Source organism: Comamonas sp. B-9 (genome assembly GCF_000410635.1).
In the GTDB taxonomy this organism is placed as follows: domain Bacteria; phylum Pseudomonadota; class Gammaproteobacteria; order Burkholderiales; family Burkholderiaceae_C; genus Comamonas.
Genome location: NZ_KE148679.1, coordinates 1 through 19,208 on the forward strand (window position 1 = coordinate 1; position 19,208 = coordinate 19,208).

Here is a 19,208-nt window from a genome sequence, read left to right on the forward strand (position 1 = left end):
GCCACCGGCGTGGCCTGCGCCGCCTGGGGCAACACCAGGCGCGCAAACACGCTGCGGCCGGTGTGCAGGGCCGCCAGATGCAGGCGCTCGGTCTGGGTGTGGCCCCGGGCCAGCCAGTCGCGCAGCGGCATCGCGCTGATATCGTCCCAGTGCAGATGGCCCCAGTCGGCGGCAGCGATCTTGAGGCTTTGCATGGCGGTGCGGTTGCCGCCCAGCAGCAAGCCATCGGGCGCCAGCGCCAGAATGCCTTCGCCGGCAGTGCCCACCCCTTCGGCCTGGGTGTGGAAATGCATGCGCCAGTCGCGCTGGTGGCGTGCCAGCAGCCAGCGGTTTTCGATCATGCGGGCAGCGGTGGTGGCCAGCCCCAAGGTATGGGCCTGGGCCAGGCGCTGGTCGCCAGAGATATCGAGCACGCCCAGCAGCTGGCCCTGGGCGCTGAAGATGGGCGAGGCTGCGCAGTTCAAAAAACTGTTGGCCTCCAGAAAGTGCTCCGCGCCTTCGACGCGCAGCGGCGTGGCTTCCACCAGCGCCGTGCCAATCGCATTCGTGCCGCGCGCCTCTTCGGTCCAGATCGCGCCACTGCGCAGCGCCACGCGCTCGGCCTTGTTCAGGAAAGGGGCGTCACCCAAGGTGTGCAGCAAGGTGCTTTGGGCGTTGGCCAGGATGACCATACTGTGGCTGTCCTGGATCTGCTCGAACACATAGTCCATCACCGGCCGGGCAATGGCGAGCAGGTCTTCGCTGCGCGTGAGCACCTGGCGCATTTCGGAGCCGGTGAGCGGGTCACCGCCAGACCCCCGGCCGACCGGCTGCACCCCCGCGCGCAGGCTGCGCTGCCAGGAGCTGGCAATGCGCGCCTGCACGGCCCCGGGCGGGCATTCACCATGTGCCAACAAATGCACCCGTGCCTGGCGCAGCACCTGGGAGGTGATCTGGGGATCCATGTTGTCTCCTTGCAAGCCTGTCTGCGCAGGCCCATGGGGACAGTATAGGAAAGCGGCCGCGCCGGGTCGCCGTGAATAGCCATGCCGCTGTCCGACTGTTCCAGATTGGAACACCTGCCTTGTCCAGCGCTGTTCCATCCGCTGTCCGGGCTTCACAGCAAGCTCAAACAAATCAACCACTTGGCACGAAATCAGGCCTGGCATGCATCTTGATATATCTGGTGTGACTCGTGCCTTTTCCTGCTTGCATCCGGCACGAATCAGCTTGCGATATCCATTTCCAAGGAGACACACCATGCAATACGTATTTCCCGGCCAATCGGGCGCCAAGATCAGCTACAAAAAGCAGTACAACAACTTCATTGGCGGCCAGTGGAAGGCGCCCGTCAAAGGCCAGTACTTTGATGTGATCTCGCCGATCAACGGCCAGGTCTACACACAGGCCGCACGCTCGACCGCCGAAGATGTGGAGCTGGCACTGGATGCCGCCCATGCCGCGGCCGACGCCTGGGGCAAGAAGTCGGCGACCGAGCGCTCCAATGTGCTGCTGCAGATTGCCGACCGCATCGACGCGAATACCGAACTGCTGGCCTACGCCGAGACCGTGGACAACGGCAAGGCGATCCGCGAGACGCTCAATGCCGACATTCCGCTGTCGGCCGACCATTTCCGCTACTTTGCCGGCGCGCTGCGGGCGCAGGAAGGCGGTATCAGCGAGATCGACAGCACGACGGTGGCCTACCACTACCACGAGCCGCTGGGCGTCGTCGGCCAGATCATTCCCTGGAACTTCCCCATCCTGATGGCTGCCTGGAAGCTGGCCCCCGCCATTGCTGCGGGCAACTGCGTGGTGCTCAAGCCCGCAGAATCCACCCCCATCAGCCTGCTGATCCTCATCGAGTTGATCGAAGACCTGCTGCCCGCCGGCGTGCTCAACGTGGTCAACGGCTATGGCCGTGAGGCCGGCATGCCGCTGGCCAACAGCAAGCGCATCGCCAAGATTGCCTTTACCGGCTCGACCAGCACCGGCCGCGTCATCGCCCAGGCTGCTGCCAACAACCTGATCCCCGCAACGCTGGAGCTGGGCGGCAAGTCGCCCAATGTGTTCTTTGCCGATGTGATGGACCAGGACGACGCCTTCCTCGACAAGGCGATCGAAGGCCTGGTGCTGTTCGCCTTCAATCAGGGCGAGGTCTGCACCTGCCCGAGCCGCGCGCTGATCCATGAGTCCATCTATGACCGCTTCATGGAAAAGGTGCTCAAGCGCATTGCTGCCATCAAGCACGGCAACCCGCTGGACACCGACAGCATGATGGGCGCGCAGGCCAGCAAGGAGCAGCTGATCAAGATCAGCAGCTACCTGGACCTGGGCCGCCAGGAAGGCGCCGAGGTGCTGATCGGCGGCGCCGAAGCCAAGCTCGGCGGCGATCTGGACGGCGGCTACTATGTGCAGCCCACGGTGTTCAAGGGCCACAACAAGATGCGCATCTTCCAGGAAGAGATCTTTGGCCCGGTGCTGGCTGTCACCACCTTCAAGACCGAAGAAGAAGCGCTGGAGCTGGCCAACGATACGCTGTACGGCCTGGGCGCAGGTGTGTGGACGCGCAACGGCAACCTGGCCTACCGCATGGGCCGCGCGATCAAGGCCGGCCGCGTCTGGACCAACTGCTACCACCACTACCCCGCCCACGCTGCCTTTGGCGGCTACAAAGAGTCCGGCATCGGCCGTGAGAACCACAAGATGATGCTCAACCACTACCAGCAGACCAAGAATCTGTTGGTGTCCTACTCCGAAAACAAGCTGGGCTTCTTCTAATAGAACGGTGTGCTGGGCGGTGTGCCCGGCCCAGGGCGCCATGGCGCTTTGGACTGGGGCCACGCACACCGGTCTGTGCAAATCCACCCCTACCGGCAGGCATGGCCCATGCCTTGCCTGCCATCACCGGAGACAGCAACATGGTTGTGGAAAAAGTGGTGGCCACGCCGGCCGCGCAAGCGCTGATTGCCTTGCTCAAAGACAAGCATGGCCCCGGCCTGATGTTTCACCAATCGGGCGGCTGCTGCGACAACAGCGCGGCCAACTGCTATTTGCTCGGCGAGCTGACCATTGGCCAGGGCGATGTCTATCTGGGCGATATAGGCGGTTGCCCGTTTTACATGAGCACCTCCCAGTATGCGTACTGGAAGCACACCCAGCTGATCATCGATGTGATCGACACCCATGGCGGCGGCACCTTCTCGCTCGAAGGGCCCGAGGGCAAGGCCTTCCATACGCGCTCGCGCGTCTTCAGCGACGAGGAGTTGGCGGCACTGCAGCAACAGGACGCACAAGGCATTGCAAACAATGCGCAGTCCTAGGCCATGGCAAGCGTTGCGCCTACTGCACAACCATGGTGCAAAAATAGAAATATTCTTTTTTATTCAATAGCTTAATTAATAACCATGGATGCAGGCTGGTGAAATTGTTGCAATGCAGCATTCTTGCAAGCTCTCTACAATTTCCACTCTACCAACCCCACAGTGGAAGCCATGACTGCCCAACACACTACCCAAGCCAAGGTCCAGAATCTGGCCACCAAAAGCCTGGAGCTCAGCTTGGCTGCTCCCCAGGTGGTCGCACAGCGCGTCGGCCGCATGATGCTCGCGGGCTCCCAGCCCTCGGCACGCGACCAGCAGGAGTTCTACCGCATGGGCAACGAGAAGGTCGCCGCCTTCTACGAATCCTGGATCGGCATGTGGACCCAGGCCTGCACGGCCTATTGGCAGACCGCCGCCAGCCTGTACACGGCCCCCGGGCTGCTCACCCCCAGCAGCAGCAATCCGCTCGCAGCGTTTGGCGTGGGCAAGGCCACTTCGCGCATGGTCACGCAGCAGGTACGGGCCGTCACCGATGTGCTCAATGCCGGCATCACACCCGTCCACGCCAAGGCGGTGAGCAACGCCAAGCGGCTCTCGCGCAGCAAGCGCTAAACCGGCTTCAGCCCTATTGCTGCGCCTGGTTGCGCTGCAGTGCCCACATGCTCGCATAGCGCGCGCCCAGCGCCAGCAGCTGCGCATGGGTGCCGCGCTCCACAATGCGGCCGGCGTCCATCACCAAAATCTCATGCGCATCCACCACGGTGGACAGGCGGTGGGCAATCACCAAGGTGGTCTTGCCCTGTGCGGCCTTTTGCAGCTCCTGCTGGATGGCGCGCTCGTTGGCCGAGTCCAGCGCCGAGGTGGCCTCGTCAAAGATGAGGATCGGCGGGTTCTTCAGCAAGGTGCGGGCAATGGCCACGCGCTGCTTTTCGCCGCCTGACAGTTTGAGCCCACGCTCGCCCACCCGGGTGGCATAGCCTTCGGGTGAGGCGGCGATCATCGTGTGGATACGCGCGGCCTGCGCGGCCTGCACCACCTCCTCTTGCGAGGCGCCGGGCCGGCCATAGGCGATGTTGTAGGCGACGGTGTCATTGAACAGCACGGTGTCCTGCGGCACGATGCCGATGGCGCGGCGCAGGCTGTCCTGCGTCAGATCGCGGATGTCCTGGCCCGCAATGCGGATGGCGCCCGACTGCACATCGTAAAAACGAAAGATCAGCCGCGCCAAGGTGGATTTGCCAGCGCCCGAGGGGCCCACCACGGCGACGGTCTTGCCGGCAGGCACGACAAAGCTCAGGCCCTGCAAAATGGGGCGGCCGGGGTGGTAGGCAAAATACACGTCGTCAAAACGCAGCTCGGGCTCGGCCTGCAGCGTCAGCGGCTGGGCGGTCGGGGCATCGGCCACTTCGCGCTGCTGGTCCATCAGCACAAACATGCGGTCCAGGTCGGTCAGGCTTTGCTTGATCTCGCGGTACAAGGTACCCAGAAAATTGAGCGGAATGTACAGCTGGATCATGAAGGCATTGATCATCACCAGATCGCCCAGGCTCAGCCTGCCATCGACGACGCCCTGGGTGGCACGCCACAGCATCGCGACCAAGGCCACGGCAATGATCAGCTGCTGGCCGCTGTTGAGCAGGCTCAGGCTGCTTTGGCTCTTGAGGCGCGAGCGGCGCAGTTTTTCCAGATCGCCGTCGTAGCGCTGGGCCTCGAAGGCCTCGTTGTTGAAGTACTTCACCGTCTCGTAGTTCAGCAGCGAGTCGATCGCCTTGCTGTGCGCCGAGGAGTCGATCAGGTTGGCCTCGCGCCGAAAATGCGTGCGCCACTGGGTGACCACGACGGTGTACGTGATGTAGACCGTGAGCGCGATGATGGTGATGATGGCAAACCAGATATCGAACTGCACGGCCAGGATGCCGAGCACCAGCGCCAGCTCGATCAAGGTGGGCACGATGCTGTAGAGCGAGTACGAGATGAGGGATTCGACCCCTTTGACGCCGCGCTCGATATCGCGCGTCATGCCACCGGTCTGGCGCTCGAGGTGAAAGCGCAGGCTCATCGCATGCAGATGCTCAAAGGTCTGCAGCGCAATTGCGCGCGCGGCGCCCTGCGTGGCCTTGGAGAACACCAGCTCGCGCAGCTCGCCAAATACCGAGGTCAAAAGCCGTAGGCCCCCATAGGCCAGCAGCAGGCCCACCGGCACCACCAGCAAGGCCTGTGGCTGACCGGGCCGGATATCGAGCGCATCGACCACATGCTTGAGCAGCACCGGCACCCCGACATTGGCCACCTTGGCCCCCACCATCAGCACCAGGGCCGCGAGCACGCGCCATTTGTAGGTCCAGAGATAGGGCAGCAGCCGCTTCAAGGTACGGCCGTCGCCAGCGGTCAGATTTTTTCCATCACTAGGGGTAGGGCTTGTGGCGGCGGGCGCCTCGGCATAACGTCGCATCGGAGACAATGGTGGGTTTGTTATAGACCTCCATTGTGACCATGAATACCCCACGCACCGCATCCAACGCGCTTCCCCAGGACAAAGAGCTGGTTTTGCGCGTGGTTCCCATGCCTGCCGACTGCAATGCCAACGGCGATATCTTTGGCGGCTGGGTCATGTCGCAGGTGGACCTGGGCGGCTCGGTGCTGCCGCTGCGCCACTCGCGCGGCCGCACCGTCACCGTGGCGGTCAATGAATTCATCTTCAAGCAGCCCGTGCGCGTGGGCGACATCCTGTCGTTCTACGCCAAGCTGGTGCGCGTGGGCACGACGTCGATGACGGTCCAGGTCGAGGTGTTTGCCGAGCGCCTGTCCAAGCAAGGCCAGTTCTTCAAGGTAACCGAGGCGACCTTGACCTATGTCGCCATCGACGACGAAGGCCACCCCCGCACCGTGCCTCCGCTGCCGGTCTGACCGGCCACGGGTCAGCGACCGGCCTAAAAACACCAAAGCCGCTGCAACGCAAACCTGCGCTGCAGCGGCTTTTTCACAAGCGGGAGGCCGGGGCCTCAGCGATCAAGCCAGGCTTTCAGCCGGCTTTTCCGTCTTGGTAGCGGTGGTGCTGGCGGCCACGGGCTTGCGCGTGCTGTTGGAGCACTCGATCTCGCCGGTCAGTTGGCCGCCTTCTTCGATGATGACCTTGCCGTAGCGGATCTTGCCATGCACACGGCCGCTGCCAAAAATCACCAGCTTGTCGCGCACGGTCAGGTTGCCTTCGAATTCACCATGGATCTCGGCAATGTCGATTTCCGCCGAGCCACGGAAGGCGCCTTCTGCAGTGATCTGGATCACGCGCGAATCCATCGTGGCCTCGACCGTGCCTTCCACCACCAAGGTGTCGCAATCGGTGATCTCAACGCCCTTGAGCTTGATATTGGGGCCAACAGTCAGTTTGCTGCCGGTGCCGGCGGTGGTATCAGTGGTCACAGTGCTGGTATAGGAAGAGGTAGGAGAAGGGTTGCTGGGCTCATCGGCCTTGTGGCCGCTCAGGTTGCCGCCGAGCACGGAGCTGGCCGAGCCCGCCGCCGTACTGGGCAAGGTGCTGCCCGATGTACTGGAGGCATTGCCTCCCATGAACTTGGAGGCGGAAGAGTCATTGTCACGGCGTCCGCCGAAAAAAGGGTTTTGTACAGCCATCGGTTCTCCTTGTGAAAAGCTTCTACATGCTATTCAATTTATAGCTAGGGTGTTCACAAAATTTGACACTAGTCGTAACAGGCGGCAACTATGGCGGCCTTTCCTATCAATATTTTCATCGGTCGGACAAATCTCACATTTCCCAACATCGCAACAGCGCCGCCAGCCCGCATCAGGACACGATATAGGCCGCCGTGGCCGTGGCCAGCACCTGGCCGCTGCTGTCGCAAAAATCCGAGCGCGTCGTCGCCACGCGTGAGCCCAGCCGCAGCACCCGGGCCTGCAGCCCAAAGGGGCCATGGGTGCCGGGGCGCAGGTAGTCGACCCGCAAATCAATGGTGCCCAGCTTGGCAAAACGCATCAGGCGCTGCATCACCGGCTCACCCACATGCTTGGCGCCGGAGGCCGCCATCACCGCGATGCCGCCCAGCGCATCCAGGCTGGCACTGATGACGCCGCCATGCACCCGCTGCAGGCCAAAGTGGCCGATCAGTTCATTGCGCATCTCCAGGCTGGCCCAGACCGCGTCGTCCTGCACGGTCTGGAGCTTGAGCCCCAAGAGCTTGTTGAAGACGATGCGCTCTTCAAAAATGTCGCGCAGGCCTTCAACATAGGCGTTATCCAGGCCCTGCATAGAGACATAGGCTGGTGCTTCGAGGCGCGGGGTGGGCAAGGTGGCGGTGCTCATCCACCGCAGTATGCAGTCAAGTGCCCGGCACGGCAATCGCAGATTCTGCTGGGATGCCGCTGCGCCATGCGCTAGACTGCGCGCAAATACAGCCCATCTATGCCTGACACCCTGCCCCCCGCTCCGCCCACCGCCCGCACGGCGCCCCGGCCGCCCTTGCGCCTGAGCTGCGTGGTGCCCGCCTATAACGAAGCCAGCAACCTGGAAGCCTTTCTGCCCGCCTTGTACGAGACGGTGCGTGCGCTGTCCGTCGATTGCGAGATCGTGCTGGTCAACGATGGCAGCAAGGATGCGACCGACGAGGTGGCCCAGCGCCTGGGCCAGCAGCTGCCGCTGCACTACATCCAGCTGGCGCGCAATTTTGGCAAGGAAGCGGCGATGACCGCCGGGCTCGACTATGCACGCGGCAATGCGGTGCTGTTGATCGATGCGGATTTTCAGCACCCGCTGCCGCTGATTGCCGAGATGGTGCAGCTCTGGCAGAGCGGCTATGACATGGTCTATGGCGTGATTGCCGACCGCGCCGGCGAGGCCAAGGCCAAGCGCTGGGGCACCTGGCTGTTCTACTACCTGATGAACCGCGACAACGCCGTGCATATCCCCGAGAACGCGGGCGATTTCCGGCTCATGGACCGCAAGGTGGTCGATGCGCTGCGCCAGCTGCCCGAGCGCAACCGTTTCATGAAGGGCCTGTACGCCTGGGTCGGCTTCAAGAGCGTGGCGCTGCCCTTTGTGCCCGACAGCCGGCGCAGCGGCCAGTCCAGCTTCAATTTTCACCGGCTCTTCGCGCTGGCCTTCCAGGGGCTGACCTCGTTCACCACCTTGCCGCTGCGCATCTGGAGCCTGGTGGGCTTTTGCATCTCGGTGATGGCCATCATCTACGGCATCTACATCACCATCGAGACCATCGTGCTGGACAACCCCATCGACGGCTGGCCGACCTTGGCCGCCGGCCTGATGCTGTTCTCCGGCGTGCAGCTGATGTCCATCGGCATGCTGGGCGAGTACATCGGCCGCATCTATGACGAGGTCAAGCGCCGGCCTTTGTACATCGTGGCGAACAACGACGACCGCAGCCCCGTGAGCAGCGAGCCCGCTGCCCCGCCGCATGTGCCCGCATCCGCCACCGCGCCAGCACCGGTCGCGCCGATGCCACCGGAGTCCTGAGCTTGCGGATCGCTGCTGCGCTCGAGCGCCTGCGCAGGCTGCCCCAGGGCCTGCAGTTTATTGCCGTGGGCGGCTCGGCAGCAGCCACGCATTTGCTGGTGGTGCTGCTCTTGGTGGGCAGCACAGGCATGGCGCCGCTGCTGGCCAATGTACTGGCTTTTCTGGTCGCCTTTGTGGTCAGCTACAGCGGCCACGCCTGGCTGACCTTTGCCGATAAAAAGGCGCCGCATGCCCAGGCGCTGCCGCGCTTCTTTCTGGTCGCCTGCAGCTCCTTCGCCCTCAATGAACTGCTGTACTACCTGGCACTGCACCAGCTGCACTGGCACTATGCCTGGAGCCTGGTCGCGGTGCTGGTCGTCGTGGCGGTATTCACCTTTGCCGCGGCCAAATGCTGGGCCTTTGCCCACGCTGCGCCGCACTGAGCACCATGAAACACATCACCCTCTGCGCCGACGATTTTGCGCTGCACCCGGCTGTCGACGCCGCCGTGCTGGAGCTGGCGGCGCTGGGCCGCCTCTCGGCCACCAGCTGCATGACCACGGCGCCGGGCTGGCGCAACGCGGCGCGCGCCTTGCCGGCTGTGCGCGGCCAGCTGGACCTGGGCCTGCATTTCAACCTGACCGAAGGCCATGGCCTAGCGCCCGATACCCCCATCACGCGCATTCTCAGCCAGGCCTATACCGCCCGGCTGTCTGCCGCTGCGCTGCGCGATGCCTGGCGCCGCCAGCTCGATGCCTTTGAGGATGCGTTGGGCATGCCGCCCGTCTATGTGGATGGCCACCAGCATGTGCACCAGCTGCCCGGCGTGCGCAAAGCGATGCTGGCTGAACTTGAAGCGCGCTATGGCGCAGCGGCGCGGCAGATCTGGATCCGCTCCACGGCCCCTGCAGGCGCTTTGCGCTGGCAGGCCAAATCGGCCACGATTGCGCTTCTGGGCGGCTGGCGCCTCAGCCACCAGCTGCAGCGCCAGCACTGGGCGACGAACCGGGGCTTTGCGGGCGTCTATGGTTTTGATGCGCCGACGCAAGACGCCTATGGCGGCCTGATGGCGCAATGGCTGGCCGAATGCCAAGACGGCAGCTTGTTGATGTGCCACCCGGCGCAAACGCCGATGCCAGACGACGCCATTGGCCAGCAGCGGCCGGTGGAATGGGCCTATCTGCGCTCGCCCGCGTTTGGCGCGCTGCTGGCAGCGAAGGGCTGCCACATTGGCAAGCTGGCCCCTGGCAAGGGCGCCCAAGCAGCGATCACAGACCGCTGAAGTTGGGCTTGCGCTTTTCCATAAAGGCCTGCATCGCCTCTTTGGCAGCGGGCTGCTGCAGCAGATCGGCAAACACACGGCCTTCTTCGGCGATGCGCGACTGAACGGCCGCCATCTGGCCGCTCTTGAGCAGGCGCTTGCTGGCCATCAGCGAGGCCAGCGGCTTGGCGGCCAGCTTGGCGGCTTGCGCCTGGGCGATGGTGTTGCATTCGGTCGGTGGCACCACGCGGTTGACCAGGCCCACTTCCAGTGCCGCCTCGGCCATGAAGGGGTCGCCCAGCAGCAAGGCTTCGCAGGCGCGCTGGTGGCCCATCAGCTGCGGCAGCAGCAGGCTCGACGCGCCTTCAGGGCAGAAGCCCAGGTTCACGAAGGGCAGCGAGAACATCGCGTTGTCACCGGCATAGACCAGGTCGCAGTGCAGCAGCATCGTCGTGCCAATGCCCACGGCCGGGCCGCAGACGGCCGCGACGATGGGCTTGGGGAAGGCCGCCAACGCCTGCAGGAACTGGAACGGCGGCGCATTGTCATCGGGCTTGGGGCCATGGAGGAAGTCGCCCAGGTCATTGCCGGCGGTGAACACCGAGGCATCACCCTGGAACAGCACCACGCGCACCTCGGCGCTGCTGGCGGCCTGCTGCAAGATCTCTGCCAGGGCCAGGTACATGGCACCGGTCAGCGAGTTCTTCTTGGCCACCCGGTTGAAGGTGATGGTGCAAATGCCCGCTTCGGCCAGCACCCGGATATCGTCGCAGGAGGATTGGATCGTCATAACAGTCTCTCAAAAAAGGGGTCGGTACTGAGCCCGGGCCACGGCCAGGGCGCGCACCGAAGACGCTGGCATGCTAACCGGATTTGGCGCGCCTTATTCCTTGTAGTAGACCAGCTGGTGGCTGGTGGCCAGCAAAACGCCTTGGGGGGACCAGATCTGCGCAGTCTGGTCAAAAAAACCATCCCGAAAGCCCTGGCCTTGCGCCTGGGCCAATACCGGCTGGCTGCCCACCGCTGCCAGTTGCTCGGCACTGGCATGCACATAGACCGTCAAGGACACGGTGCCCACCGGCACGCGCTTGGCACGGCGCAGCCAGATGCGGGGAAAGAAGACATCGCACAGCGAGGTGAGCGCCGGCACATCGAGCGGGCGCGGGGGCTCGTCACTGACCCACATGCGAGTCAGACTCGGGCTGCTCGCGCCGTCCCACGCCGTCGGATAGCCGCCCAGCAGCGGACGGATGTTGTAGCGGTTCAGCCATTCCACGCGGAAATCGGTGGTGTAGCGCTCCACCGCGCTGGAAGGCGGCACCTCGGGCATCGCGTACTCGTCATCCGACCAGGTATCACGCGCCACTGCGGTCATCGCGGTCGCGGTGGTCGTGGTGGACCACTGGCCCTCGGCATCCTGCTCGCGCAGGGTGATGATCCAGTGCTGGGTGCTGCGGTTGGTGCGGGCCGGAATGGCCTCGATCACATAAGGCCGCTCGCCCACGGCGCCGGCGTAGTTCACGGTGATCGCCACCAGGTCCCCCAGGCGCTGCGGGTGCTGCAGCACGGCCTGGGCCACTTGGGCTGCTGTTATGCCGCCGTAGGGCCCCACCATGTTCCAGTAGTCCTGGCTGGCCTGCGCCGCATACTGGTTCTGGCCGCTGGGTTGCATCGCCATCGCACGGTCAAAGGCATGGCGTTCGTTGGGGGTGGAGAGTTCACTCATTCGGACATCTTTCGCAGAAATTTTCGAATCCGCTGAAAACGCCATGTGCCCGTACCAAGCCTTTCAAGACCTGTCTTGCAGTTGCATTTTCTGCCACCCTACATTAGCAGCCAACGGCATCTGTTGCAGCCCAGTGGGCGACAGATGCCGTGGCCAGCGCCGGTTTAGACGCGCTCCAGAATGCCCGCCGCGCCCTGCCCCATGCCCACGCACATGGTCACCATGCCGTATTTGAGCTTGTTGCGCTGCAGCGCATGCACGACGGTGGCCGCGCGGATGGCGCCCGTCGCGCCCAGCGGGTGACCCAGCGCAATCGCGCCGCCCATGGGGTTGACCTTGGCCGGGTCCATACCCAGCTGCTGCATGACCGCGATCGACTGCGCGGCAAAGGCCTCGTTCAGCTCGATCCAGTCGATATCCTGCAAGGACAGGCCCGCATGGCGCAGCGCCACCGGGATCGCCTCGATCGGGCCGATGCCCATGATCTCGGGCGGCACGCCCTTGCTGGCGTAGCTGACAAAGCGCGCCAGCGGCGTCAGGTTGAAGCGCTTGAGGGCCGCCTCGCTCACCACCAGCAGCGCACCGGCGCCATCGCTGGTCTGCGAGCTGTTGCCGGCAGTGACCGAGCCGCGCGCCGCAAACACGGTGCGCAGCTTGGCCAGGCCTTCGATCGAGGTGTCCGGGCGCGGGCCTTCATCGAGCTCCACCGTGCGCGAGCGGCTGACCGCCTCACCCCGGGCGATGTCCACCCCCCGGTCGGTCACGGTGATCGGCGTGATCTCGGCGGCAAAATCCCCCGCCTGCTGCGCTGCCAGCGCACGCTGGTGCGACTGCAGTGCAAAGGCATCCTGCGCATCGCGGCTCACCTTCCAGCGCTGCGCGACTTTCTCGGCCGTCAGGCCCATGCCGTAGGCAATGCCGACATCGCCTTCGCGCTCAAAGATGGACGGCGACAGCGACGGCGAGTTGCCCATCATCGGCACCATGCTCATGCTCTCGACACCGGCAGCGATCATCACATCGGCCTCACCCACGCGGATGCGGTCGGCCGCCATCTGCAAGGCCGTCAGGCCCGATGCGCAAAAGCGGTTGACGGTCACCCCGCCCACTCCTACCGGCAGCCCTGCCAGCACCGCACTGATGCGTGCCACATTCAGGCCCTGCTGGGCTTCGGGGATCGCGCAGCCGCAGACCACATCCTCAATCGCCTGCGGGTCCAGCCCCGGCGCCTGCGCCAGCACGGCCTTCATCGTGGTGGCCAGCAGATCGTCAGGGCGCATATTGCGCAGATAGCCTTTGTGCGACTTGCCAATCGGCGTGCGCGTCGCCGCAACGATGTAGGCGTCTTGAACTTGTTTACTCATGATGACTAGTCCTCGGTATTCACCTCCCTCTCCCGCGCGCGGGAGAGGGCCGGGGTGAGGGCCTGCAGCACACGTGCAAGCACCTCATTCGTTTGTTGTACAACCTCATGGTTCCAAAATCGCAGCACGCGCAAGCCCTGCTGCTGCAACCAGGCAGAGCGCTGCTGGTCATAGGCTTGCGCCTGCAGATCTGCATGCTGGCCGCCATCCAGTTCAACCACCAGGCCCTGCTCCAGACAGACAAAATCCAGGATGTAGGGCCCCAGCGGATGCTGTCTGCGGAACTTGGCGCCCGCCAGTTGGCGGTTGCGCAGGTGGCGCCAGAGCAGTTGTTCTGCGGTGGTGGAGGCTTGGCGCAGGGCGCGGGCCTGCTGCACTTTGACATCCGCCCTCACCCCTGCCCTCTCCCGCGAGCGGGAGAGGGAGTTGGGGGACAAGGGTTGCTTTTCCACGGTGGGCCTCAGTTACGGACGGGCTTGCCGGTGTTCAGCATGCCCAGAATGCGCTCCTGGGTTTTTTCCTTCACGATCAGGTCGGTGAAGGCCTTGCGCTCCAGCGCCATCAGGTATTCCTCGTTCACCAGGGTGCCGGCATCCACATCGCCGCCGCAGACCACATCGGCCATATGGCTGGCAATCAGCATGTCGTGCTCGGTGATGAAGCCGCCTTCGCGCATATTGACGAGGGTGCTGCGCAAGGTGGCTGCACCACTGCGGCCGGCCACCGGGAAAGGCTTGCGCTGCGGTGGGCGCCAGCCCGATTGCGCCATGGCCTTGGCCTGGGTCAGCGCCACAAACAGCAGCTCGTCGCGGTGCGGCACGATGACATCATCGGCCTGCAGGTAGCCGATGGCCTGCGACTCCAGCGCGCTGGTGCCGACGGTGGCCTTGGCGGCTGCGGTAAAGCCATTGGCCAGGAAGGGCAGCAGATCCGTGCCGGTGGAATACTGCGCATGGCGCGCGGCCTGGTAGGCCACATTGGTGAGGCCGCCGGCGCCGGGCACCAGGCCCACGCCCATCTCCACCAGGCCGATATAGCTCTCCATATGCGCCACGCGGCGTGCGCAGTGCAGCAGCAGCTCGCAGCCGCCGCCCAGCGCCATGCCATGCACCGCGCCCACCACCGGGATCTGCGCATAGCGCACCGACAGGAAGAGCTGCTGCATCACCTGCTCGATCTGGTCGATGGCAATCGGGCCTTGCAGGGCAAAGGCCGGCATCATCGCCTGCAGATCGGCGCCCACGCTGAAAGGTGCATCGCCCGACCAGACGACCATCGCATCAAAGTCCTTTTCGGCCAGCGCCAGCGCGGCCTGCAGGTCTTCCATCACATCGGGGCTGATCGCATGCATCTTGGTCTTGATGCTGAAGACCAGCACCTGGTCATCCAGGGTCCAGCTGCGCGAGGCCTTGCTCTCGGCCAGCGTGCGGCCTGCCGTGCGCCAGTCCTGCGCGGGCGCGCTCGCCTCACCCAGCACGCGCTCGGGGAACAGCTGGCGCGCATAGACCGGCAGATCGCGGCGCGGGACAAAGCGGCTCTCGGCAGCGCTCCAGGAGCCCTGCGCGGTGTGCACACCGCCGGCGTCCGCCACGGGGCCTTCAAACACCCACTGCGGCAGCGGCTCGGGGCTGAGTGCCTTGCCAGCGTCAATGTCTTCCTGCACCATCTTGGCCACCTGCAGCCAGCCGGCTTCCTGCCACAGCTCGAACGGGCCTTGCTGCATGCCAAAGCCCCAGCGCATGGCCAGATCCACATCGCGGGCATTGTCGGCAATGTCTTTCAGATGCACGGCGGCGTAGTGGAAGCTGTTGCGCAAGATGGCCCAGAGGAACTGGCCTTGTGCGCCTTCACTATTGCGCAGCAGCTGCAGGCGCTCGCCGGCCGGCTTTTTCAGCATGCGGGTGTAGACGTCATTGCCCTTTTCGCCCGAAGGCACATAGGCCTGGTGCTCGGGGTCAAAGCGCTCGATGCCCAGCTTGGTCTTGCGGTAAAAACCTGCCTTGGTCTTCTGGCCCAGCGCGCCGTTGGCGATCAGCTGGGTCAATACCGCTGGCGTCGTGTAGCTGGCGTAGAACGAGTCGCTCTGCGCCGTCAGCTGGGTCTGCATGGTGGCGATGACATGGGCCAAGGTGTCCAGGCCCACCACATCGGCAGTGCGGAAGGTGCCCGAGCTGGCGCGCCCCAGCTTCTTGCCGGTCAGGTCGTCGACCACGTCGTAGCTGAGGCCAAAGCGCTCGGCCTCGGCCATGGTCGACAGCATGCCGGCCACGCCGACGCGGTTGGCAACAAAGTTGGGCGTGTCCTTGGCGCGGACGACGCCCTTGCCCAGCTGGCTGGTCGCAAAGCTTTCGAGCTGGTCCAGCACCTGGGGCTCGGTCGCTGCGGTCGGTATCAGCTCCACCAGCTGCATATAGCGCGGAGGGTTGAAGAAGTGGATGCCGCAGAAGCGGTGGCGCAGCTGCTCGGGCAAGGCTTCCGACAAGGCCGTGATCGACAGGCCCGAGGTGTTGGAGGCCAGGATCGCATGGGGTGCAACAAAGGGCGCGATCTGGTGGTAGAGGTCACGCTTCCAGTCCATGCGCTCGGCAATCGCCTCGATCACCAGGTCGCAGTCCTTGAGCTGCGCCAGGTGCTCTTCGTAGTTGGCGGGCGTGATCAGGTCGGCTTCTGCCGCCACACCCAGCGGTGAGGGCTTGAGCTTTTTCAGGTTGGCAATCGCCTTCTGGGCAATGGCGCTTTTGGGGCCTTCCTTGGCCGGCAGGTCAAACAGCACCACCGGCACGCGCACATTGACGAGGTGGGCCGCAATCTGCGCGCCCATCACGCCGGCTCCAAGCACCGCCACTTTTTTCACCACAAATCGGGACATGGTTACTCCACTTTAGAGAGCTGCCAGCGCTTCTAAATCGCAAGCTGGCAGCCAGTTTCAGTCAAAACCTATTCGACGCGCGACCAGGTCTGCGTGCGGCCAAAGGGGCCAATCGATCCGCGCACATCGAGCTTGTTGCCGTTGTCAGCAGGTGTGAGCTTCAAGCTGTAGCTGCTGCCGTTTTCCGGGTCGAGGATCTTGCCGTCTTCCCAGACCGCCTTGCCCTGCGCCTGCTTGGCACCCCGGATGATCTCCAGGCCGACGAGCGGCTGGCCCTTGCGGTCATCGCTGCAGCGGTCGCAGACGGCCTGCGGATCGGCGCCCTTGCGCAGCAGCTTTTCCACCTTGCCGCTGAGCACCCCGCCGCTGTCGCTGATGCGCACCTCGGACTTGGGCTCACCGCTTTTCTCGTCAAAGGTGCGCCACAGGCCCACCGGCGACATCTCGGCAGCCAGCGCTGGCAGTGCCACCGCCAAGCTGCCAGCCACCATCAGCACAGGTTTCAGCAAGGTTTGCATCAGGGTCTCCTTCGGTGTTTTTCGACAGCACTGCAGGCGGTCAAGCCAGCGCGGCGTCGGTGTTCATCAAGAGCTTGCTGCCGGTGCGCATGGTGCGCACGCGCAGGCCCGCCTCGGGGAAGAGGCGCGCAAAGTAAAAGCGCGCCGTCTGCAGCTTGGCTTCGTAGAAGGTCTTGCCCGTCACATCGCCTTCGGCCAGTGCGCGCAGCGCGGTCTGGGCCATGCGTGCCCACCAGTAGCCCATCACCAGGTGGCCCATCACGCAGAGATAGTCGGTCGCGGCGGCCCCCACTTCGTCAGGATTCTGCAGCGCCTTGAGGCCCAGCTCGGTGGTGATGCCGGTCATCTGGCCGGCCAGCTGCGCCAGCGGGTTGATGAAATCGGCCATGCGTTCGTTGACGCCCTCTTCCTCGACCAGACCCTGCACCAGCTTGCCCAGCGCCTTGAGCGCCGCACCCTGGTCACCCAGCACCTTGCGGCCCAGCAGGTCCAGCGCCTGGATGCCATTGGTGCCTTCGTAGATCATGTTGATGCGCGCATCGCGCACAAACTGCTCCATACCGGTTTCATGGATGTAGCCATGGCCGCCAAACACCTGCTGGCACAGCACGGTCACCTCAAAACCCTTGTCGGTCAAAAAGGCCTTGAGGATGGGGGTGAGCAAGGCGACCTGCGCGGCATGGGCCTTGCGCAGGGCTTCGTCGGGGTGGTTCAGCTCTTCGTCGACCAGGGCCGAAGTGGCGATCATCATCGCGCGGCCGCCTTCGCTGTAGGCCTTGGCAGTCAGCAGCATGCGGCGCACATCGGGGTGGACGATGATGGGGTCGGCCGGCAGGTCCTTGGCCTTGGTGCCCGAGAGGCTGCGCATCTGCAGCCGGTCCTTGGCATAGGCCAGCGCGTTCTCGTAGGCCACGGCCATCAGACCCAGCGACTGGTTGGCCACACCCAGGCGCGCGGCATTCATCATCACAAACATGGCCTGCAAGCCCTTGTTGGCCTGGCCGACCAGGCTGCCCACGGCGCCATCGATGGCGATCTGCGCGGTGGCATTGCCATGGATGCCCATCTTGTGCTCCAGTCCCGAGCAGCTGATGGGGTTGCGCGCACCCAGCGAGCCATCGGCATTGACCAGGAACTTGGGCACCAGGAACAGGCTGATGCCCTTGCTGCCCTTGGGCGCATCGGGCAGGCGGGCCAGCACCAGGTGCACGATGTTGTCGGTCATGTCGTGCTCACCGGCGCTGATGAAGATCTTGTTGCCGGTGATCTTGTAGCTGCCGTCGGCTTGGGGCTCTGCCTTGGTGCGCAGCAGCCCCAAGTCGGTGCCGCAATGGGGCTCGGTCAGGCACATGGTGCCGGTCCATTCACCGCTGGTGAGCTTGGGCAGGTAAAGCTTTTTCTGCTCGTCCGAGCCATACACATGGAGTGCCTCATAGGCGCCGTGCGACAGGCCGGGGTACATGGCCCAGGCCTGGTTGGCGCTGTTGAGCATCTCATACAGGCACTGGTTCAGCACAAAGGGCAGGCCCTGGCCGCCATAGGCGCTGTCGCACGACAGGGCCGCCCAGCCGCCTTCCACATACTTGGCATAGGCCTCCTTGAAGCCCTTGGGCGTGGTCACGCTCGAATCGGCCGGGTTGCGCGTGCAGCCTTCGGCATCACCAGGCAGGTTGAGTGGCTGCACGACCTCGACCGCAAACTTGCCGGCCTCTTCCAAAATCGCATCCATGGTGCCGGTGTCCACCTCGGCATAGGCCGGCAATTGGGCAAAGCGGGCCGGCAGGTCCAGCACTTCTTGCATGAGGAACTGCATGTCGCGCAGCGGTGGGGTGTACTGAGGCATGGAAAGTCCTTTGGAAAAATTACGAGGTCAAAACAGAAACGGAGGCGGGCGCGGCCGCATCGGGCAGCGCTGCCAGGCAAGGGGCCAGCGCGGCATCGATCAAGGCGGCCTCGCGCTCGGGGTTCACCGCATGGCGCAGCAAGATGCCGCGCAGGCCGGTGGCAGCATGGCGCAGCGCCTGCGGGCCATGGAGAAAGCGGGTTTCATAGTGCAGCGACAAAATGATGCCGTGCAGCTCGAACAGCACCTGGTCGGGAGCGACATCGCTGCGCAGCTGGCCTTCGGTCTGGGACTGCACAATCGCGCGGCGCATCGCATCCATCCAGATGCGCACCGACTCGGACAGCGCATCGCGCACATCGCCGGGCCGGTCATCAAACTCCACCGCGCCGCTGATGTAGAGGCTGCCGTAGAGGCGGCTGGCATCATTGGGCTGGGCGGTGCTACCCATCCAGCCGGTGGCCATATGCAGCAAGCGGGCCAGTCCGCGCGGCACCTGCAGCGCCGGTACAAAGATCTCGCGCTCAAAGCGCTCATGGTATTCGCGCACCACCGAGCACTGGAGCTCCTCACGTGAGCCAAAGTGGGCAAACACCCCTGACTTGCTCATGCCCATGGCCAGCGCCACCATGCCCAGCGACAGGCCATCGAGCCCCTCTTGCGCGGCCAGGGACAGGGCGGCATCCACAATCGCAGCACGCGTTTGGGCGCCTTTGGCCAGCTTGGCGATCTCGGCAGGGCCTGGGGTGGAAGCAAGGGGTTTGGTCATAAATCAAAAATAGCACGGTCGTTCTTTTTTGATTCTTGCACAAACCCAGTGTGCTGCCAACCGTTGGTGTGCAAAGCAAGGGTAAACCACGG

At 64.2% G+C, this 19,208-nt stretch carries 19 protein-coding genes; 7 read left to right on the forward strand and 12 right to left on the reverse strand.

The features are described from left to right. The coding region (locus H928_RS0124915) for a sigma-54-dependent Fis family transcriptional regulator (RefSeq protein ID WP_021028935.1) at positions 1–944 on the reverse strand (944 nt) is incomplete at its 3' end. A gap of 295 nt (positions 945–1,239) precedes the next feature. Here H928_RS0124915 and H928_RS0124920 point away from each other — a divergent pair. The 3 genes from H928_RS0124920 to H928_RS0124930 all read left to right on the forward strand — a co-directional run bounded on the left by H928_RS0124920 (position 1,240) and on the right by H928_RS0124930 (position 3,914). Then, a complete protein-coding gene (locus tag H928_RS0124920) occupies positions 1,240–2,760 on the forward strand; it encodes an aldehyde dehydrogenase family protein (protein ID WP_021028936.1) in 1,521 nt (506 codons plus the stop codon). Positions 2,761–2,900: 140 nt separating this feature from the next. Beyond that, the gene (locus H928_RS0124925; RefSeq protein WP_027011387.1) at positions 2,901–3,302 is read left to right on the forward strand and encodes a DUF779 domain-containing protein; all 402 of its coding nucleotides are present in this window, start codon (positions 2,901–2,903) and stop codon (positions 3,300–3,302) included. 171 nt (positions 3,303–3,473) lie between these two features. Then, positions 3,474–3,914, forward strand: coding sequence for a polyhydroxyalkanoate granule-associated phasin (locus H928_RS0124930; protein WP_021028938.1), 441 nt, complete (start codon positions 3,474–3,476; stop codon positions 3,912–3,914). Between the two features lie 13 nt (positions 3,915–3,927). On the opposite strand, the gene H928_RS0124935 is transcribed toward H928_RS0124930, so the two are convergent. Next, positions 3,928–5,754 (reverse strand): ABC transporter ATP-binding protein/permease, encoded by a 1,827-nt coding sequence (locus H928_RS0124935; RefSeq protein WP_021028939.1) that lies wholly within the window; start codon positions 5,752–5,754, stop codon positions 3,928–3,930. A 41-nt stretch (positions 5,755–5,795) separates the two neighbouring features. On the opposite strand from H928_RS0124935, the gene H928_RS0124940 reads away from it, so the two are divergent. Then, on the forward strand, positions 5,796–6,209 hold the full coding sequence (locus H928_RS0124940) for an acyl-CoA thioesterase (RefSeq protein ID WP_021028940.1): 414 nt from the start codon (positions 5,796–5,798) through the stop codon (positions 6,207–6,209). Between the two features lie 102 nt (positions 6,210–6,311). Here H928_RS0124940 and H928_RS0124945 read toward each other — a convergent pair whose 3' ends face one another. Together H928_RS0124945 and H928_RS0124950 are read right to left on the reverse strand one after the other, a co-directional pair. Then, positions 6,312–6,932: a polymer-forming cytoskeletal protein gene (locus H928_RS0124945; protein WP_021028941.1), complete on the reverse strand. Its 621-nt coding sequence runs from the start codon at positions 6,930–6,932 to the stop codon at positions 6,312–6,314. Between the two features lie 172 nt (positions 6,933–7,104). Next, positions 7,105–7,620, reverse strand: coding sequence for a thioesterase family protein (locus tag H928_RS0124950; RefSeq protein WP_021028942.1), 516 nt, complete (start codon positions 7,618–7,620; stop codon positions 7,105–7,107). Between the two features lie 99 nt (positions 7,621–7,719). Between H928_RS0124950 and H928_RS29845 the strand changes: the two genes are divergently transcribed. From H928_RS29845 to H928_RS29850, 3 genes are read left to right on the forward strand one after another with little or no spacing between them, the layout of a single operon-like run. Continuing rightward, positions 7,720–8,787: a glycosyltransferase family 2 protein gene (locus H928_RS29845; protein ID WP_021028943.1), complete on the forward strand. Its 1,068-nt coding sequence runs from the start codon at positions 7,720–7,722 to the stop codon at positions 8,785–8,787. Continuing rightward, positions 8,784–9,209 (forward strand): GtrA family protein, encoded by a 426-nt coding sequence (locus tag H928_RS0124960; RefSeq protein ID WP_373604942.1) that lies wholly within the window; start codon positions 8,784–8,786, stop codon positions 9,207–9,209. The genes H928_RS29845 and H928_RS0124960 overlap by 4 nt, the downstream gene beginning before the upstream one ends. Before the next feature lie 5 nt (positions 9,210–9,214). Continuing rightward, positions 9,215–10,048, forward strand: a complete 834-nt coding sequence (locus H928_RS29850; RefSeq protein WP_021028945.1) for a ChbG/HpnK family deacetylase — start codon at positions 9,215–9,217, stop codon at positions 10,046–10,048. On the opposite strand, the gene H928_RS0124970 is transcribed toward H928_RS29850, so the two are convergent. The 8 genes from H928_RS0124970 to H928_RS29855 form a co-directional block, all read right to left on the reverse strand. Then, positions 10,035–10,817, reverse strand: a complete 783-nt coding sequence (locus H928_RS0124970; protein ID WP_021028946.1) for an enoyl-CoA hydratase — start codon at positions 10,815–10,817, stop codon at positions 10,035–10,037. The two genes, H928_RS29850 and H928_RS0124970, sit on opposite strands and share 14 nt — an antisense overlap. Before the next feature lie 93 nt (positions 10,818–10,910). Further along, entirely contained in the window at positions 10,911–11,753 is an 843-nt protein-coding gene (locus H928_RS0124975) for an acyl-CoA thioesterase II (protein WP_021028947.1), read from the reverse strand. A 164-nt stretch (positions 11,754–11,917) separates the two neighbouring features. Next, a complete protein-coding gene (locus H928_RS0124980) occupies positions 11,918–13,117 on the reverse strand; it encodes an acetyl-CoA C-acyltransferase (RefSeq protein WP_021028948.1) in 1,200 nt (399 codons plus the stop codon). 5 nt (positions 13,118–13,122) lie between these two features. Beyond that, entirely contained in the window at positions 13,123–13,569 is a 447-nt protein-coding gene (locus H928_RS0124985; RefSeq protein ID WP_204366345.1) for an endonuclease domain-containing protein, read from the reverse strand. A gap of 8 nt (positions 13,570–13,577) precedes the next feature. After that, complete coding sequence (locus H928_RS0124990) at positions 13,578–15,986, reverse strand: 3-hydroxyacyl-CoA dehydrogenase/enoyl-CoA hydratase family protein (RefSeq protein ID WP_021028950.1); 2,409 nt, start codon at positions 15,984–15,986, stop codon at positions 13,578–13,580. Between the two features lie 68 nt (positions 15,987–16,054). Further along, on the reverse strand, positions 16,055–16,504 hold the full coding sequence (locus H928_RS0124995) for a DUF2147 domain-containing protein (protein ID WP_021028951.1): 450 nt from the start codon (positions 16,502–16,504) through the stop codon (positions 16,055–16,057). Positions 16,505–16,544: 40 nt separating this feature from the next. Then, the gene (locus H928_RS0125000) at positions 16,545–18,347 is read right to left on the reverse strand and encodes an acyl-CoA dehydrogenase C-terminal domain-containing protein (protein WP_021028952.1); all 1,803 of its coding nucleotides are present in this window, start codon (positions 18,345–18,347) and stop codon (positions 16,545–16,547) included. Between the two features lie 19 nt (positions 18,348–18,366). Next, the gene (locus H928_RS29855) at positions 18,367–19,116 is read right to left on the reverse strand and encodes a TetR/AcrR family transcriptional regulator (protein ID WP_021028953.1); all 750 of its coding nucleotides are present in this window, start codon (positions 19,114–19,116) and stop codon (positions 18,367–18,369) included. Positions 19,117–19,208 lie beyond the last annotated feature (92 nt).

Excerpts from the sequence above, each read along its gene's own strand:
- H928_RS29845 (WP_021028943.1), top strand. The coding sequence starts at position 7,720 with ATGCCTGACACCCTGCCCCCCGCTCCGCCCACCGCCCGCACGGCGCCC.
- H928_RS29850 (WP_021028945.1), top strand. The coding sequence starts at position 9,215 with ATGAAACACATCACCCTCTGCGCCGACGATTTTGCGCTGCACCCGGCT.
- H928_RS0124975 (WP_021028947.1), bottom strand. The coding sequence starts at position 11,753 with ATGAGTGAACTCTCCACCCCCAACGAACGCCATGCCTTTGACCGTGCG.
- H928_RS29855 (WP_021028953.1), bottom strand. The coding sequence starts at position 19,116 with ATGACCAAACCCCTTGCTTCCACCCCAGGCCCTGCCGAGATCGCCAAG.
- H928_RS0124930 (WP_021028938.1), top strand. The coding sequence starts at position 3,474 with ATGACTGCCCAACACACTACCCAAGCCAAGGTCCAGAATCTGGCCACC.
- H928_RS0125000 (WP_021028952.1), bottom strand. The coding sequence starts at position 18,347 with ATGCCTCAGTACACCCCACCGCTGCGCGACATGCAGTTCCTCATGCAA.
- H928_RS0124925 (WP_027011387.1), top strand. The coding sequence starts at position 2,901 with ATGGTTGTGGAAAAAGTGGTGGCCACGCCGGCCGCGCAAGCGCTGATT.
- H928_RS0124970 (WP_021028946.1), bottom strand. The coding sequence starts at position 10,817 with ATGACGATCCAATCCTCCTGCGACGATATCCGGGTGCTGGCCGAAGCG.
- H928_RS0124945 (WP_021028941.1), bottom strand. The coding sequence starts at position 6,932 with ATGGCTGTACAAAACCCTTTTTTCGGCGGACGCCGTGACAATGACTCT.
- H928_RS0124950 (WP_021028942.1), bottom strand. The coding sequence starts at position 7,620 with ATGAGCACCGCCACCTTGCCCACCCCGCGCCTCGAAGCACCAGCCTAT.
- H928_RS0124935 (WP_021028939.1), bottom strand. The coding sequence starts at position 5,754 with ATGCGACGTTATGCCGAGGCGCCCGCCGCCACAAGCCCTACCCCTAGT.
- H928_RS0124940 (WP_021028940.1), top strand. The coding sequence starts at position 5,796 with ATGAATACCCCACGCACCGCATCCAACGCGCTTCCCCAGGACAAAGAG.
- H928_RS0124980 (WP_021028948.1), bottom strand. The coding sequence starts at position 13,117 with ATGAGTAAACAAGTTCAAGACGCCTACATCGTTGCGGCGACGCGCACG.
- H928_RS0124920 (WP_021028936.1), top strand. The coding sequence starts at position 1,240 with ATGCAATACGTATTTCCCGGCCAATCGGGCGCCAAGATCAGCTACAAA.
- H928_RS0124995 (WP_021028951.1), bottom strand. The coding sequence starts at position 16,504 with ATGCAAACCTTGCTGAAACCTGTGCTGATGGTGGCTGGCAGCTTGGCG.
- H928_RS0124990 (WP_021028950.1), bottom strand. The coding sequence starts at position 15,986 with ATGTCCCGATTTGTGGTGAAAAAAGTGGCGGTGCTTGGAGCCGGCGTG.